Below are 15,573 nucleotides of genomic sequence, written 5' to 3' on the forward strand. Positions count from 1 at the left end.
GGGCGAGGGGGTGCGGGTGCGAAGCGCCAATCCGGTTCTGGACCGGCTGGGCGAGACCAGCCGGGAACACCGGCTGCCCGGGGTCGGGGGCACGGAGGCGGTGACGGTCGACGACGTGGTGGTCCGCGCCGTCGGGCTGCTGTTGCTCACCGGAGCCGTCGCGGCAGCGGCCTGGGTCGTCGTACCCCCGGCGCAGTGGCTTCCCGCGGCACTGGCCGGCACCGCGCTCGCCGGTGTGGCGCTGGTCCTGGTGATCTCGCTGCGTGGCATCACCCAGCCGGCCCCGATCATCGGGTACGCCCTGCTCCAGGGGCTGCTGCTCGGTGTGGCGAGCCGGTCCTTCGAGGCGGTCTATCCCGGGATCGTGGCGCAGGCCGTGGTGGGCACCTTCGGGGTGTTCCTCGGCATGGCGCTGCTCTACCGGGCCCGGCTGGTCCGGGCCACCCCACGCCTGGCCCGCCTGGTGATCGGCACTCTGCTCGGGGTGCTCGCGGTGACCCTGGTGAACCTGGTCTTCCGGCTCTTCACCGGCCGGCAGGGGGTGGAGGTCTACAGCCTCACCGGCCAGGTGGGCTGGCTGCCGTACGTCTTCTCCGGAGTGGCCATCATCGCCGGGGCGTTGAGTTTCGTCCTCGACTTCGACCAGATCGAACGGTCGGTCCGGGGCGGTCTGCCCCGCCGGTACGCCTGGCTCTGTGCCTTCGGGCTGCTGGTCGGGTTGATCTTCCTGTACTGGCAGATCCTCCGGCTGCTCAGCTACCTGCGGCGCTGACCGTGGCGCACCCCTGCGGCCGTAGACTCACCGGCGATGAGTGCAGCGGAGTTGGACCGGGCGGTGGGGTTGCTGGTCCGTCAGGTGGGGCACTGGCAGCAGCCTCGCTGGACGGCCGTGCCGGACGGCGGCGGCGCGTCCCGCGCGGACCTGGTGTACCGGCTGGTGCAGGAGATCGCCGACCTGGGCGCGGACGCCGAGGGCCGACCGCGGCGGCCGGTGCCCCGGCTGCCGAACGACCTAGCTCTGGTCGACCAACTCCGGGTCGTCACCGCCGACCTGGTCGCGGCCGGGCCGTCCGAGGGGGTGCTGGCCCGGGCCGTGAACGACGTGACGGCGACCCGGGCCGCGCTCTGACCGGTCAGCCCTTCAACCAACGGCGTACCTTCCGGCGACCGCTCCGCCTCCGGGCGGCGGCGACGGCGGCCAGATCCCGCTCTGCCGTCGCCTGCCGGGCGTGCAGCAGCCCGTAGGTGAAGGTGTTCTCGCCGTCGGCGTACGCCCGCAGCGCCTCCCGCCGCAGCGCCTCCCGCGTCATCACCGAGTCCTGGTACGCGCCGAGTAGGTTCTGAAGGTCCTTCAACCGGGTCAGCAGTGCCGTGGCGGGCTTCCCCACCGCGGGTTCGCACACCTCGACGGCGTAGCGCGCCGCCTTGTACGCCTTGCGCGCCTCGTGCAACGCCGTGGCCTGCTCCGCGCCCCGGCCCGACCCGGACAGGGCGCGGTCCAGCCGGTCGTCGGCGCGGGTCAGCGCCCGCCGGACCCGGCGGATCACCCACCGCCGGGTGACCGTATCCGCCGTCGTGTCCTCCGCCAGCCGGTCCAACCGGGTGAGTAGCTGCGGGTATCGCTCGGAGTCGAAGGCCCGCGCCAGCGAGTCGAGAGCGGTGGCGACGTCGGTGGCGAACCGTTCCGCGATCCGCGCGGCGACCGGGCCGAGCACCAACTCGGGTGGTTCGGCCGCCACGGCCGTGGTCAGCCGGGCCGCCAGCACCTGAGCGTCCCGGACCGCGCCGAGCTGCGCGCCGAGCCACCGCAGCTCGGCGCGGAGCTGCTCGCTCTCCCGCCGATCCCACAGACCCCGGAAGGTCCGCAGCGTGGCGCGTAGCCGGCGAACCGCGACCCGCATGTCGTGTACGGCGTTCTCGTCCCCGTGCCGGGCGGCCGGATGGTTCGCGATCAGCGCGTCCCGTTGCGCGCGGAGGTAGTCGACGACGGGAGCGCCCCGATCCGGCCGCGTCCGGGCCGGCACGGTGGCGAGCCGGCCGCCCAGCGCGCGGTGGGACTTCGAGACGGACACCGGTCGTGCCCCCGCCTCCCGCAGCCTCACCTCCACCGCGTCGAGCAGCCGGTCGTCGCCGTCGACCAACTCGACCTCGACCTCGTGCCAGGCCTGCCGTTCGTCGCTGACCAGGTCGTGGCTCTCGACGGCGTCCTCCGCGACCTCCGCCAGCACCCGGCCCTGCCCGTCGAGCAGGCGGTGCTCCCGCCGCCGGGTGGTGACCCGGGCCGCGGGTGCGACCGGCGCGCCCCGGGAGGCGGCCCGGAAGAGCCCGACCAGCTCGGCCGGCGGCTCGCCGTCGTCCGGCCCGGCCGGGACCTGGTACTCGGTGCGAGGGCCGCCGGCCGCGCCGACCTTCAGGTGCCACCCCGCGTCGTGGCCGCCGGTGCGCCGGCGCAGCGCGTAGCCGCTGCGGGCCAGCCGCAGGTCGGCGGTGTCGTGGTAGACCGCGTCCAGGTCGAGCGTGGTGGCGTCGGAGATTCTCGCGACGCCACCACAGCCCGTCAGATCCGGCAGCCGGAAACCGTCGTCACCGGAGTACTTGCGTTCCCGTTCCACCACGGCAGCCATGACGGCCGGATACCCGGACGCGGTGCCGGCGAATCGACGATCAGTTCAGCCGTTCCAGCACCATCGCCATGCCCTGGCCGCCGCCGACGCACATGGTCTCCAGGCCGATGGTCCGGTCGTGCCACTCCAGGGCGTTGAGCAGGGTTCCGGTGATCCGGGCGCCGGTCATGCCGAACGGGTGACCGACGGCGATGGCGCCACCCATCACGTTCAGCTTCTCCTCGGGGATGCCGAGCTGCCGGTAGGAGGGGATCACCTGGGCGGCGAACGCCTCGTTGATCTCGACCAGGTCGACGTCGTCCATCGTCATGCCGGCCCGCCTGAGCGCCTGCCGGGACGCCTCGACCGGGCCGAGGCCCATGATCTCCGGCGACAACGCGGTCACGCCGGTGGAGACGATCCGGGCCAGTGGAGTCAACCCGAGATCCTTCGCCCGCTGGGCGCTCATCACCACCACGGCGGCGGCGCCGTCGTTGAGCGGACAGCAGTTGCCGGCGGTGATCCGGCCGTCCGGGCGGAAGACCGGCTTCAGCCCGGCCACCGCCTCCAGGGTCACGCCGGGACGCGGCCCGTCGTCGGCGCCGACCACGGTGCCGTCCGGGGTGGTCACCGGGGTGATCTCCCGGGCCCAGAAGCCGTCGGCGATGGCCTTCTCGGCAAGGTTCTGGCTGCGTACCCCGAAGGCGTCCATGTCCTCGCGGGTCACGTCGTACACCTGGGCCAGGTTCTCGGCGGTCTGCCCCATGGCCAGGTAGATGTCCGGCAGCTCGCCGGCCTCCCGCGGGTCGGTCCACACCTCGGTGTCACCCTCGGCGCGGCGCTTCGAGCGCGCCCGCGCCTCGGCGAAGCGCGGGTTCTCCCAGCCGCCGCCGACCAGCGCCTGCGCCTCGGGCGGCAGGGTGTCCGAGTTGCCCCGGGCGTACCGGGACACCATCTCCACCCCGGCGGAGACGAAGACATCACCCTCACCGGCCCGGATCGCGTGCATCGCCATCCGGGTCGTCTGCAACGACGAGGCGCAGTAGCGGGTCAGCGTCGCCCCGGGCACGCCGTCCAACCCCATCAGGGTGGCGACCACCCGGGCCATGTTGAAGCCCTGCTCACCGCCGGGCAGACCACACCCGAGGTACAGGTCGTCGATCTCGGTCGGGTCGAGCCCGGGAACCTTGTCCAGCGCGGCCTGGACGATGGTCGCGGCGAGATCGTCCGGGCGGATGTCGCGCAGCGAACCCTTGAACGCGCGCCCGATGGGGGACCGGGCGGTGGCGACGATGACGGCGTCGCGGGACGACTCAATCGGCATGAACCAACGTTAACCCGCGAGTAACTTTACCCGGAAGGAGCCACCCGGCGGGAAATGTCACCCCGGGCGGGCCGTCAGTGCGGCGAGGCCGCGGTGGCGGCGGCGGCGACCGCGGGAAGCAGGGCGTGGGCCCAGACCCGGTAGCCGTCGGCCGAGGGGTGGAAGCCGTCGTGGCAGAGTGTGCCGGCGTCCGCCCGGAACACCGGCCCGGTCTCGGTGGCCAGGTCGACCACGCTCCCGCCGGCGTCGAGCACGGCGGCCGTCTGGGCGCGGGCGATCCGCCGGCCCGACCAGCCGAGCACCTGCCGCAGCGGCTGCGCCACGGCCCGTACCGCCCCGAGGTCGGGACAGGTGCCCACCACGACCTGGACGCGCGCCTCCCGCAGCCGGCGCACCGCCGAGGCGAGGTACGCCGCCGCCTCGGCCGGCCGGCGCATCCCGGTGGCGTCGTTGGCTCCGACCAGGATCACCGCGACGTCCGGGCGTTCGCCGAGCAGCGCCCGGGCCACCTGGGTGGCCAGGTCGGTCGAGCGCGAACCCGAGACGCCCACGCTGGACAGGTGCACCCGTCGACCGGCCGGCCCCTCGGCCAGCAGGTTGGCGAGCTGCCCCCCGACGGTCTCGTCGAAGCGTTCCACCCCGACGCCGAGGGCCGAGGAGTCGCCGAGCAGCACCAGCCGCAGCGGCGGCGCGCCGGCCCGACCCACCGTGGCCCGCAGCGCCAGCCCGAGCTCCGGCTGGGCGTAGCTGCGCCCGCGGGCCGCCACGGCCTGCCCGGCGAGCACCGCGGCGCCGCCGATCGTGCCGGCCACCAGGGAGACCGCTGCCGCCTTGCCGAGTCTGAGCGCCAGCTCGGCGCCGACCGACCGCTCGCTCATGACGTTCCCTCCGTCCGGCTGGCACCGCCGTCAGGCGCCGACGCGCTGAGCCGGATGATGCGCCCGATCATGACGTTCCCTCCAGTGTGGGTGCGTCGGCGGTGCCGGGTTGCGGCACCACACCGACGCCGAAGAAGGTCCGCCGGCGCAGTTGCGCCCAACGGCCTGCCGGCCCCCGGTCGCGCCCCCGGACCTGGGTGCCGCTGACCTCGGTGCCGGCGTGCCGCGCCGCCTCGTGGGCGGCCTGCGGCAGCGAGCGTACGCCCTCGCCACGGCCGAGAACAGGCCGGCGTTCCGGGCCCGCGCCGAGGGCGGAGAGCACGGTGGGCAGCAGTGCGGCGGCGGCCACCGCGTATCCCTCGGCGGAGGGGTGGAACCGGTCCCAGGCGAACATCCGGGTCGGCTCCGCCGCGAAGCGGGGGCCGAGCAGGTCGCCGAGGGAGACCGTCCAGCCGCCCGCCTCGACCACCGCCACCGTCTGGGCGGCGGCGAGCTGCCGGCTCCACCGCCGGGCCAGCCAGCGCAGCGGAGGCTGGATCGGCTGGATGGCCCCCAAATCCGGGCAGGTGCCGACGACCACCTCGCAGCCGGCGGCGCGCAGCGCACGGACCGCGTCGACGAGGTACCGCACCGCCACGGCGGGTGGGGTGCGGTTGGTGACGTCATTGCCGCCGACCAGGATCACCGCCACGTCCGGGTCGCCTTCCAGGGCCGACTCGACCTGCGGTTTCAGCCCCGCCGACAGGGCGCCCACCACGGCGAAGCGGCGCAGCCGGACCGGCCGGTGCAGCCGCCGGGACAGCCCGGTGGCCAGCAGCGCGCCGAGCGTCTCTCGCCGGCGGTGCACCCCGTAGCTGGCCGCCGAGGAGTCGCCCAGGATCACCATGGTCAGCGCCGGGCCGGGCAGCTTCGCGCCGTAGACGCCGTCGCAGCGCGGCGGCGGTGCCTCGGCCATCGGGATCGTGCGCCGGGCCTGCCGGGCCTGCCCGACCAGCACCCCGCCGGTGGCGACCACGGCCGCCGTGGTGGCGCCGGTGCCGATCGCCGCCAGCCGGGCGAACTGCCGGACGCGCCGCCAACGCGAACCCACCGGTACGACGGAACCAGCCACCCCCATACCGCGACATTATCGCGCCGGCACGACACGCCGCCGACCTCGCGACCCCGGCCGCCGGGCACGACCAGGCGCGGGTTCAGGACGGCTGTCCGGCGCATGGCTGGGCGGGGACCGTTCGGGGTACCAGTACGGCAACGACGACCGGCTGCCGGCAGGGGACTTGCGCCGCCCAGGCACCCTTGGACCGGCGAGAGGGGCGGAACGATGGGTAGGACGTTGAAGCGGAGCGCGGCATTCGCCGCGCTGGCCCGGGCAGTGGCGGCGGGCGCGCGGGGCGGGCCGTCGCTGGGCGTCCGGCTGGCCGCCGTGCCGAGGATGGTCCGGGCGACCGCCCGGGGCGAGTACGACGGCGGCCTGCGGCTGGCGATGATGGCGGCGGCGACGGCGTACGTCGTCTCCCCGGTGGACGTGGTGCCGGAGCTGTTCCTGACGGTCTTCGGCCTGCTCGACGACGCGGTGATGGTGACCTGGCTGGCCGGCAGCGTGCTGGCCGAGACGGAGCGCTTCCTGGAGTGGGAGGCGGGTCGCGCGTCCGTGGTCCCCGGGCAGGTGATCGGCTGACGGCACGTACGCTGGGCGACGAACGAGTACGTCTGCCCGGCCGCCGGCGCCGGCGCCGCAACGAAGGGCACAACGAGGTGCAGTACTACGACAACGTCGTCGAGTTGATCGGCGACACCCCGCTGGTGCGGCTCCGCAACGTCACCGACGGTATCCAGGCCACGGTGCTGGCGAAGGTGGAGTACCTCAACCCCGGCGGTTCGGTGAAGGACCGGATCGCGTTGCGGATGGTGGAGGACGCCGAGGCCGCCGGGATCCTCAAGCCGGGCGGCACGATCGTCGAGCCGACCAGCGGCAACACCGGCGTCGGGCTGGCCCTGGTCGCCCAGCTCAAGGGCTACAAGTGCGTGTTCGTCTGCCCGGACAAGGTCAGCCAGGACAAGCAGGACGTGCTGCGGGCGTACGGCGCCGAGGTGGTGGTCTGCCCGACCGCCGTCGCACCGGAGGACCCGCGCTCCTACTACAACGTCTCCGACCGGCTGGCCCGGGAGATCCCCGGCGCCTGGAAGCCGGACCAGTACAGCAACCCGGCCAACCCGCGCTCGCACTACGAGAGCACCGGCCCGGAACTGTGGCAGCAGACCGAGGGCCGGATCACCCACTTCGTGGCGGGTGTCGGCACCGGTGGCACCATCTCCGGCATCGGCCGCTACCTGAAGGAGGCCTCCGAGGGGCGGGTCCGGGTGGTCGGCGCCGACCCGGAGGGCTCGGTCTACTCCGGCGGCACCGGCCGGCCGTACCTGGTCGAGGGCGTCGGCGAGGACTTCTGGCCCAAGACGTACGACCGGGGCGTCGCCGACGAGATCATCGAGGTCTCCGACAAGGCGTCCTTCGAGATGACCCGGCGGCTGGCCCGCGAGGAGGGCCTGCTGGTCGGCGGCTCCTGCGGGATGGCCGTGGTCGCGGCGCTGGAGGTGGCCCGCGGGGCCGGCCCGGACGACGTGGTCGTGGTGCTCCTTCCGGACAGCGGCAAGGGCTACCTGTCCAAGATCTTCAACGACCGGTGGATGGCCCGGTACGGCTTCCTCGCCGACGCGGGCACCGAGCCGACCGTCGCCGACGCGCTCGCCGGCAAGCCGGGCGGCCTGCCCGAGCTGGTGCACGTCCACCCGACCGAGACGGTCCGCGACGCGATCGACTACATGCGCGAGTACGGCGTCTCCCAGCTGCCGGTGCTCAAGGCCGAGCCGCCGGTGGTGACCGGCGAGGTGACCGGCTCGATCGCCGAGAAGGACCTGCTCGACGCGCTCTTCACCGGGCAGGCCCACCTGCACGACACCATCGAGCGGCACATGGCGGACCCACTGCCGATGATCGGCGGCGGGCAGCCGGTGAGCGAGGCCGTGGCCATGCTGGAGAAGTCCGACGCGGCCCTGGTGCTGGTCGACGGCAAGCCCAAGGGCGTGCTCACCCGGCAGGACCTGTTAACGCACCTCGGCGCGCGCTGACCCTTCGTGGGCCCCGCCGGAGGCGGGGCCCACGGCCGTGTCCGGTTCACAGCCGGCCCACAAGAACGGCACAGCCGCCGCCCACCTCCCGTTCCTACCGTCGGTGCCGGACGATCCGCCACACCAACCGGGAGGACAGATGGGGTACGACCACCATGAGGGGCAGCGGGTCAGCCGCCGCCGCCTGATCGCCGGGATCGGTTCGGTCGGCCTGACCGGCCTGCTGGCCGCCTGCGGGCGGGACGGGGGGACGGTCACCACCTCCACCGGCGAGACGGTGGCCCCGCAGGCGACCACGACGAGCGATCTGACCTCGCTCTTCGCCGACGCGAACACGTGCCGGTTGACCGCCAGCACCACCCAGGGGCCGTACTACTTCGACGCCGACAAGATCCGCAGCGACATCCGGGAGGACCGGGCGGGCGTCCGGCTGCGGGTGGCCATCCGGGTGCAGGACAGCGAGCAGTGCGGCCCGCTGGCGAACGCGGTGGTGGAGATCTGGCACTGTGACGCGACCGGGCTCTACTCGGGCGCGGAGGCCCAGTCGTCCGGGGCGAGCGGCGGCTCGGGCGGCGCCCCGCCCGGTGGCGCCCCGCCCGGTGGCGCGCCGTCCGGTGGCGCGCCGTCCGGTGGCGGGAACGGGCAACTGGCCGACCTCACCCCGACCGACGACAAGCGATACCTGCGGGGTGCCCAGGTCACCAACGCCGACGGCATCGTCGAGTTCACCACCATCTGGCCCGGCTGGTACCGGGGCCGGACGGTGCACATCCACGCCATGGTGCACCTGGACAACAGTCGGGTGCTGACCACGCAGCTCATGTTCGACGAGGCGCTGAACACGAAGGTCCTCGCGGCGCAGCCGTACGCCGCCCACACCGGGCGGGATACCTTCAACGCCGACGACATCATCTACGCCGACAGCATGCTGCTCAAGGTCACCGAGGACGGCGACGGCTACCTCGGCGTGATCAACTTCGGGGTCGACCGGGACCAGGACGGGACGTGACGGCCGGCGGAGGTCAGAGCGAACGGGCGTAGCGCAGTTGCGGGACCACCACCGGGCCGACCGGCTCGTCCCGGACCTGCCCGGTGGTGGTCCAGCCGCCGCGCTCGTAGAACGTCCGGGCGCGCGCGTTGTCCCGCAGCACCCAGAGCACGGCCCGGGACCATCCCCGGGAGCGCATGGCGTCCAGCGCGTCGACCATCAGCTTCCGGCCGGTGCCCCGGCCGCGTTCGTCCGGGTCGAGGTGGATGGCGTTGAGCAGGCCGGTGGCCGGGTCGCCCTCGTCGTCCGGGCCGAGGTAGCTGAAACCGACCAGCCGGCCGTCGCGTTCCGCCACCATCATCCGGTGGTCGTCGTGCTCCCACGCCCACCGCTCGACCCAGTAGCTGCCCATCGCCGCCTCGCTCGGCTCGGCCAGCGCCGCCGGCGGCAGGATCGACGAGTAGGCGGCCACCCGGGACCGTTGGTGCAGGGCGCCGACCAGCATCAGGTCGCCGACCACGGCGGGCCGCAGCGTGACGGTCACCGGGCCGAGGTTACCCGCCGGGGCGGCACCGGCACGGTGGCCAGATCCTCGGCGATCACCAGGTCGCCGGTGAAGTGCTCCCGGGCCTCGTCGGCGAAGCGGCGCGGGTCCGCGTACCGCTGGGAGAAGTGGGTGAGCACCAGCGTGCGTACGCGCGACTCGGTGGCGACCCGCGCGGCCTGCGCCGCCGTCAGGTGGCCGACCTCGGCGGCGAGGGCGGCCTCCGACTCCAGGAACGTCGACTCGATGACCAGCAGGTCGGCGTGCTCGGCGAGGGCGTAAACCCCGTCGCAGAGGCCGGTGTCCATCACGAAGGCGAACCGCTGCCCCGGTCGGGTCACGCTCACCTCGTCGCGGGTGACGCGGCGGCCGTCCCGGTCCAGGTGGCCGACGCGCAGCAGCTCCGCGACCGCCGGACCGGCGATGCCGTACGCGGCCAGTTTCTCCGGCAGCATCCGGCGGCCGTCCGGCTCGATCAGCCGGTAGCCGTACGTCTCGACGGGATGGCGCAGTCGGCGGGCCTCCAGCGTCACCCCGCGCAGGCCGATCCGCTGCCCGTCCGCCTCGATCGGCTCGACGGCCAGCTCGACGGTTTCGTGGAAGGAGCTGGCGTGGCGCAGCCGGGCGAAGTACTCGGCGCCGCCGGCCGGGAAGTGCACCGCCACCGGGCGTGGCACCCGGTCCAGGCTGAGGCGCTGGACGATGCCGGGCAGGCCCAGGCAGTGGTCGCCGTGGAAGTGGGTGACGCAGATCCGGGTCAGGTCGGTGGCGGTGACCCCGGTGTGCAGCAGCTGCCGCTGGCTGCCCTCGCCCGGGTCGAAGAGGATCACCTCGTCGTCCCAGCGCAGCACGTACCCGTTGTGGTTGCGCAGCCGGGTCGGCGCCTGGCTGGCCGTTCCCAGCACCACCAACTCGCGCATCGACACGGAACTCTCCTGGAGACGAAGCGACCCCCGGGGCTTCCGCGCTGACGCGCGGGCCGGCTGGACTGGGCCGGCACCCCGGGGGTCGGGTGGCTGTCGTGGATTCGCCGCACCGCTGCCACACGGTCTCGACGATGGTGCCTGGTGCCCGCCTCGCGGCGGACGGGTTTCACTGTCGAGGACAGCGGCTAGCGGACAGCCACCTCACGAGTCCGATTGCTATACAAGTCTGGACCACCTCCTTTCCCGTGTACGGCCACGTTATCCACTTCGCGGGGGTGCCGGCAACGGATTTCGATCACCGGGCCGGGCGCCGGGGCGCGGCCGGCTCAGTCGATGCCGATCGGGCCGTCGCGGGGGCCCTCCTCGTTGGCCGGCTGCACCGCCAGCGACGGGAAGTCGGCCAGGTCGCCCTCGGGCTCGGCGTCCCACTCGGGGAAGACCAGATCGCTCTGCAGGTAGAGGCAGAGCAACTGGGTGAGCTGGCGTAACCCGTCGAGGTGGGTGCGCTCGTGCCCGTGGGTGGCGTCCACCCCGAAGCCGAGCAACGCCACGCGGGCGTGCGCGCCCGCCTCGACCGCCGCCGCCACGTCCGAGCGGTAGTAGTCGAAGACGTCCCGGACCAGGTCGACGCCGTGCTCCTTCGCGATAGCGGCGAGGTTGCGGGTCAGGTGGTAGTCGAACGGGCCGACGCCGTCCCCCATCGCCAGGGTGGCAGCGTGCTCCCGGGACTGCTGGCCGGGGGCGACCACCGCCGCGTCCACCGAGACGATCTCCGCCACGTCCGGGTCCAGGCCGTGGCTGGCCCCGTGGCCGATCTCCTCGGTGACGGTGACCAGCAGGTGCGCGGTGACCTTCGGGGTGATCCCCGCGTCGACGAGCGCCTTGAACGCGGTCAGCACCGCCGCCACGCCGGCCTTGTCGTCCAGGTGCCGGGACTTGACAAACCCGCTCGGGGTGATCGTCGGGTTGGGTAGGAACGCCACGAAGTCCCCGGCGTCGATGCCCAGTTCCCGCAGCCCGGTGATGTCCTCGACCGGCTCGTCGATCCGCACCTCCACCAGTTCCCACCCGACGCCCTGCAGGTCGACCGCCTCGTTGTAGCGGTGCCCGCTGGCCTTCAGCGGCAGCACCTGGCCGGTGATCACCCGGTCCAGGTCGTCGGTGAAGATCCGCACGTGGGCGCCCTCGGCGAACCGGGCGCTGTGCGTGCCGATCGGCTTCAGCTCCAGCCGACCGTTCTCCTTGAGCCGCTTGACCATCCCGCCGATGGTGTCGGTGTGCACCACGACGGCCCGGTCCGCGCCGGTCTGCCGGGGGCCGGGCAGGCAGGCGCTGAGCGCCCCGCGCCGGGTCAGGGTCGAGGTGATCCCCAGCGCGGAGAGGCGCTCGCCCACGTACTGCTGCACGTGGTCGGTACGCCCCGACGGGCTCGGGATCTCCAGCAACTCCAGCAGCACCTGCCGCAGGTAGTCCAGGTCGATCTCCAGCGGCTTGGGGCTCACGCGCCCCCTCCGGGACCGGCCGGGCTCCAGAGCCGCTGCGGAGCACGGGTCCCCGGGAAGAGCAGGTCGACGAAGCGCTCCGCGGTGGGCTGGGGCTCGTGGTTGGCCAGCCCCGGCCGCTCGTTCGCCTCGATGAACACGTGTTCCGCCTGGTCGGGGGCGGGCACCAGCAGGTCGAGCCCGGTCACCGGGATGTCCAGGGCCCGGCTCGCCGTCACGCAGGCCTCGGCGATCGCGGGGTGCAGGTCGGCTGTCACGTCGTGGATTGTGCCACCGGTGTGCAGGTTGGCGGTGCGGCGTACGGTGAGCACCTGTCCCTCGGGCAGCACGTCGCGCATCCGGTACCCGGCGTCGGCCACCACCTCGCGGGTCATGTCGTCGATCGGGATCCGTGACTCGCCCCCGGTGGCGGCGGCCCGCCGGCGGCTCTGCCGCTCGATCAGCTCGGTGATGTCGTGTGTCCCGTCGCCGGTGATCTGCGCCGGCCGGCGCACCGCGGCGGCCACCACCTCGTGGTCGATGACGATCACCCGGAGGTCCTCGCCGGACCGCATCTCCTCGATCAGCACGTCCGGGCAGAACCGGCTGGCCAACTCGACCGCCGCGGCCAGCGCCTCCGGTGTGCGCACCCCCACCGTGATGCCGTTGCCCTGCTCACCCCGGGCCGGTTTGACCACGACCGGGCCGACGTCCGCCAGGAACGCCAGGTCGTCCGGCCCGCCGGTGGCGGTCCGGCCGCGCGGCACGGACAGGCCCGCCCCGGTGAGGATCCGCCGGGTCACCCGCTTGTCGTCGCAGCGGCTCATGGCCACCGCCGAGGTCAGCTCGGACAGCGACTCGCGGGTGTGGATGGTCCGGCCGCCGTTGCTCAGCCGCAGCTCGCCCCAGTGCGCGTCGGTGACCTCCACCCGGATCCCGCGCCGCATCGCCTCGTCCGCGATGATCTTCGCGTACGGGTTGAGCTCGCCGTACCCCTGCGGGGCGGCGGGCAGGAAGAGCCGCTCGTTGATCGGGTTCTTCCGCTTCACGCACAGCGTGGTCGTGCGGCGGAAGCCGAGCCGCTCGTAGAGCCGGATCGCGCCGGGGTTCTCCGCCAGCACCGACAGGTCGACGAAGGCCCGGCCGCGCTCGTCGAGCCGGTCGGCCAGCGCGGTCAGCAACGCCTGGCCGGTGCCGGGCGGGGCGGTGTTGAAGTCGACGGTCAGGCACCACAGGCTGGCGCCGTTCTCCGGGTCTGCGAAGACCGCGACGTGGTCCACCCCGGTGATCGTGCCGACGATCTCCCCGGTGCTGCCCTCGGCCACCAGATGCAGGAACCGGTCGGTTCGGGCGTTGTCCACCAGCACCTCCACCGGCGCGGTGACCATGCCGTTGCGGGCGTAGATGCGGTTCACCGCGTCCGCGTCGTCGGCGTCGCGCAGCGGCCGGATCACCAGCCCGGGCACCTCGCTGCTGCCGTCGGCGGCGGCCGGGCGGTGTTCGCCCAGCGGCAGCCGGTAGGTCAGCGACGGGTCGATGAACAGCTCGTCGGGGAGCCGGGAGACCAACACGTGCGGGTCACGCAGGTAGATGCAGATGTCCCGGGCGCCGGCCGCCTCGGAACGCAGCACGTCGGCGACGGCCGCCTGGTCGGTGAAGGTCTGCCCGAAGACCAGTCGGCCCCAACCGCAGTCCAGCACCACGTCCGCCGCGCCGGCCGGCTGTCTGCGCGGCTCGGGTGTGCCGGGGGCCACCGGGTCACCGCCGGGGCCGACCCGCTCCCGGCGTCGGCCCAGCACCCGCTCCCGGTCGGTCCGGGCCGCGCCGGTCGCCAGCGTCTCGGTCATCGTCAGTCGATTCCGTGGCTCTGGAGCCACATTTCCAGCAGGCCGAGTTGCCACAGCTTGTTTCCGTTCAACGGGGTCAGTTCGGCGTTGGGGTCGGCGAGCAGCGCGTCGACGTACTCGACGCGGAACAGGTCGCGGCGGCGGGCGGCGGGCGCGGAGAGCGCGTCGCGTACCCGGTCGAGGAGCTTGCCCTCGAGGTGGGTGAGGCCCGGCACCGGGAAGTAGCCCTTGGGGCGGTCGATGACCTCGTGCGGGAGGACCTTGCGGCCGATCTCCTTCAGGACGCCCTTGCCGCCCTGGGCGAGCTTCAGCTCCGGCGGGCAGCTCGCGGCGAGTTCGACGAACTCGTGGTCGAGGAACGGCACCCGGGCCTCCAGCCCGTGCGCCATGGTCATGTTGTCGACCCGCTTCACCGGGTCGTCGGTGAGCATGATCTGGGTGTCGATCCGCAGGCCGGCGTCGACCGCGGTGTCCGCCCCGGCCCGCGCCAGGTGCGCGGCGACGAACTCCCGCGCCGGGTCGCCGTCGGCCAGCCACGCCGGGTTCAGCACCCGGGCCAGGCCGGCCGCGTCCCGGTCGAAGAACGCCCCCGCGTACGTGTCGAGCGCCTGCTCCCGGTCGACCCGGGCCAACGGCGGGTACCAGTGGTAGCCGCCCAGGATCTCGTCCGCGCCCTGGCCGGACTGGACCACCTTGACGTGCTTCGACACCTCCTGGCTGAGCAGGTAGAACGCGACGCAGTCGTGGCTGACCATCGGCTCGCTCATCGCCGCCACGGCGGCCTCCAGCGGCGGCACGAGGTCCTGGGCGGCCACCCGGAGCTGGTGGTGGTCGGTGCCGAAGGTCTTCGCGACCAGGTCCGAGTAGACGAACTCGTCGCCCTCCCGGCCGCCGACGGCGTCGAAGCCGATGGAGAAGGTGGAGAGGCCGGTCTGCCCCTCGCCGGCCAGCAGCGCGACGACCAGGCTGGAGTCGAGCCCGCCGGAGAGCAGCACACCGACCGGCACGTCGGCGACCATGCGGCGGCGTACGGCGGTGGTGAGCGACTCCAGCAGTGCGGCCTGCCAGTCCTGCTCGGACCAGCCGGCGCGCCCGGTGTTGCGGGTGAAGGCCGGGTCCCAGTAGACCCGATCGTGGGTGCGGCCGTCCGGCTCGTACACCCGGACGGTGGCCGGGGGGAGCTTGGCGACGCCGCGCAGGATGGTGCGCGGCGGCGGCACGATGCTGTGGAAGCTGAGGTAGTGCGCGAGCGCGACGGGGTCGATGGAGGTGTCGATCCCGCCGCCGGCCAGCAGTGCCGGCAGGGTGCTCGCGAAGCGCACCACGCCCGGCGACTCGGCCAGGTAGAGCGGCTTGATGCCGAGTCGGTCCCGGGCCAGCACCAGCCGGCCGGTGTCGCGCTCGGTGATGGCGACGGCGAACATGCCGATCAGGTGGTCGACGAAGTCGAGCCCCCACTCGGCGTACGCCTTGACGACCACCTCGCTGTCGCCGGTGGAGAAGAAGCGGTGCCCCTTGGCCTGCAACTCCGCGCGCAGCTCTCGGTAGTTGTAGACGCAGCCGTTGAAGACGCCGGTGAGCCCCGCGTCGGGGTCGACCAGCGGCTGTCCGCTCGCCGCCGACAGGTCGATGATCTTCAGGCGGCGGTGCCCGAGGGCGACCGGCCCCTGGGACCAGACCCCACTGTCGTCGGGTCCCCGGTCGCTCATCGTGGCCGCCATGCGCTCCACCGCCGCGACGTCGGCGCGCGCGCCGTCGCGCCGGAACTCTCCCGCAAGTCCGCACATGTGAGCCAATGCTGCCAGAGCATGTTGCGGTTCGCCTGTTGAGACGATGACAGTTGTGTGACGCCGTTG

14 protein-coding genes are annotated in these 15,573 nt (G+C 73.4%); 5 read left to right on the plus strand and 9 right to left on the minus strand.

Annotated elements, in window-relative coordinates; genetic code table 11:
* A partial coding sequence (locus tag E1165_RS13860) for a Bax inhibitor-1/YccA family protein (protein WP_371687344.1) occupies positions 1–772 on the plus strand: 772 nt, incomplete at its 5' end.
* A gap of 36 nt (positions 773–808) precedes the next feature.
* Positions 809–1,129, plus strand: a complete 321-nt coding sequence (locus tag E1165_RS13865; RefSeq protein WP_132391473.1) for a hypothetical protein — start codon at positions 809–811, stop codon at positions 1,127–1,129.
* A 4-nt stretch (positions 1,130–1,133) separates the two neighbouring features.
* Here E1165_RS13865 and E1165_RS13870 read toward each other — a convergent pair whose 3' ends face one another.
* The 4 genes from E1165_RS13870 to E1165_RS13885 form a co-directional block, all read right to left on the minus strand.
* Entirely contained in the window at positions 1,134–2,624 is a 1,491-nt protein-coding gene (locus E1165_RS13870) for a CYTH and CHAD domain-containing protein (RefSeq protein WP_132391475.1), read from the minus strand.
* Positions 2,625–2,664: 40 nt separating this feature from the next.
* Positions 2,665–3,927 (minus strand): acetyl-CoA C-acetyltransferase, encoded by a 1,263-nt coding sequence (locus E1165_RS13875; protein WP_132391477.1) that lies wholly within the window; start codon positions 3,925–3,927, stop codon positions 2,665–2,667.
* A 74-nt stretch (positions 3,928–4,001) separates the two neighbouring features.
* Positions 4,002–4,805, minus strand: coding sequence for an SGNH/GDSL hydrolase family protein (locus E1165_RS13880; RefSeq protein WP_132391479.1), 804 nt, complete (start codon positions 4,803–4,805; stop codon positions 4,002–4,004).
* A 67-nt stretch (positions 4,806–4,872) separates the two neighbouring features.
* Positions 4,873–5,922, minus strand: a complete 1,050-nt coding sequence (locus E1165_RS13885) for an SGNH/GDSL hydrolase family protein (RefSeq protein WP_132391481.1) — start codon at positions 5,920–5,922, stop codon at positions 4,873–4,875.
* A 204-nt stretch (positions 5,923–6,126) separates the two neighbouring features.
* Here E1165_RS13885 and E1165_RS13890 point away from each other — a divergent pair, with 204 nt between their 5' ends.
* From E1165_RS13890 to E1165_RS13900, 3 genes are all read left to right on the plus strand, one after another.
* A complete protein-coding gene (locus tag E1165_RS13890; protein ID WP_132391483.1) occupies positions 6,127–6,483 on the plus strand; it encodes a YkvA family protein in 357 nt (118 codons plus the stop codon).
* Between the two features lie 77 nt (positions 6,484–6,560).
* Entirely contained in the window at positions 6,561–7,931 is a 1,371-nt protein-coding gene (locus tag E1165_RS13895; RefSeq protein WP_132391485.1) for a cystathionine beta-synthase, read from the plus strand.
* 139 nt (positions 7,932–8,070) lie between these two features.
* Entirely contained in the window at positions 8,071–8,940 is an 870-nt protein-coding gene (locus E1165_RS13900) for an intradiol ring-cleavage dioxygenase (RefSeq protein WP_132391487.1), read from the plus strand.
* Positions 8,941–8,953: 13 nt separating this feature from the next.
* Here E1165_RS13900 and E1165_RS13905 read toward each other — a convergent pair whose 3' ends face one another.
* The 5 genes from E1165_RS13905 to E1165_RS13925 all read right to left on the minus strand — a co-directional run bounded on the left by E1165_RS13905 (position 8,954) and on the right by E1165_RS13925 (position 15,504).
* Positions 8,954–9,463, minus strand: a complete 510-nt coding sequence (locus tag E1165_RS13905) for a GNAT family N-acetyltransferase (RefSeq protein WP_132391489.1) — start codon at positions 9,461–9,463, stop codon at positions 8,954–8,956.
* The gene (locus E1165_RS13910; RefSeq protein ID WP_132391491.1) at positions 9,460–10,389 is read right to left on the minus strand and encodes a ribonuclease Z; all 930 of its coding nucleotides are present in this window, start codon (positions 10,387–10,389) and stop codon (positions 9,460–9,462) included. Before E1165_RS13910 ends, E1165_RS13905 begins: the two co-directional genes overlap by 4 nt.
* A 326-nt stretch (positions 10,390–10,715) precedes the next feature.
* On the minus strand, positions 10,716–11,891 hold the full coding sequence (locus E1165_RS13915) for an osmoprotectant NAGGN system M42 family peptidase (protein ID WP_132391493.1): 1,176 nt from the start codon (positions 11,889–11,891) through the stop codon (positions 10,716–10,718).
* Complete coding sequence (gene ngg, locus E1165_RS13920; protein ID WP_132391495.1) at positions 11,888–13,717, minus strand: N-acetylglutaminylglutamine synthetase; 1,830 nt, start codon at positions 13,715–13,717, stop codon at positions 11,888–11,890. Before ngg ends, E1165_RS13915 begins: the two co-directional genes overlap by 4 nt.
* Positions 13,718–13,719: 2 nt before the next feature.
* Complete coding sequence (locus E1165_RS13925; RefSeq protein WP_132391497.1) at positions 13,720–15,504, minus strand: N-acetylglutaminylglutamine amidotransferase; 1,785 nt, start codon at positions 15,502–15,504, stop codon at positions 13,720–13,722.
* Between the last annotated feature and the right edge of the window lie 69 nt (positions 15,505–15,573).

This window comes from Micromonospora sp. KC723 (assembly GCF_004348595.1).
Classification (GTDB): domain Bacteria; phylum Actinomycetota; class Actinomycetes; order Mycobacteriales; family Micromonosporaceae; genus Micromonospora.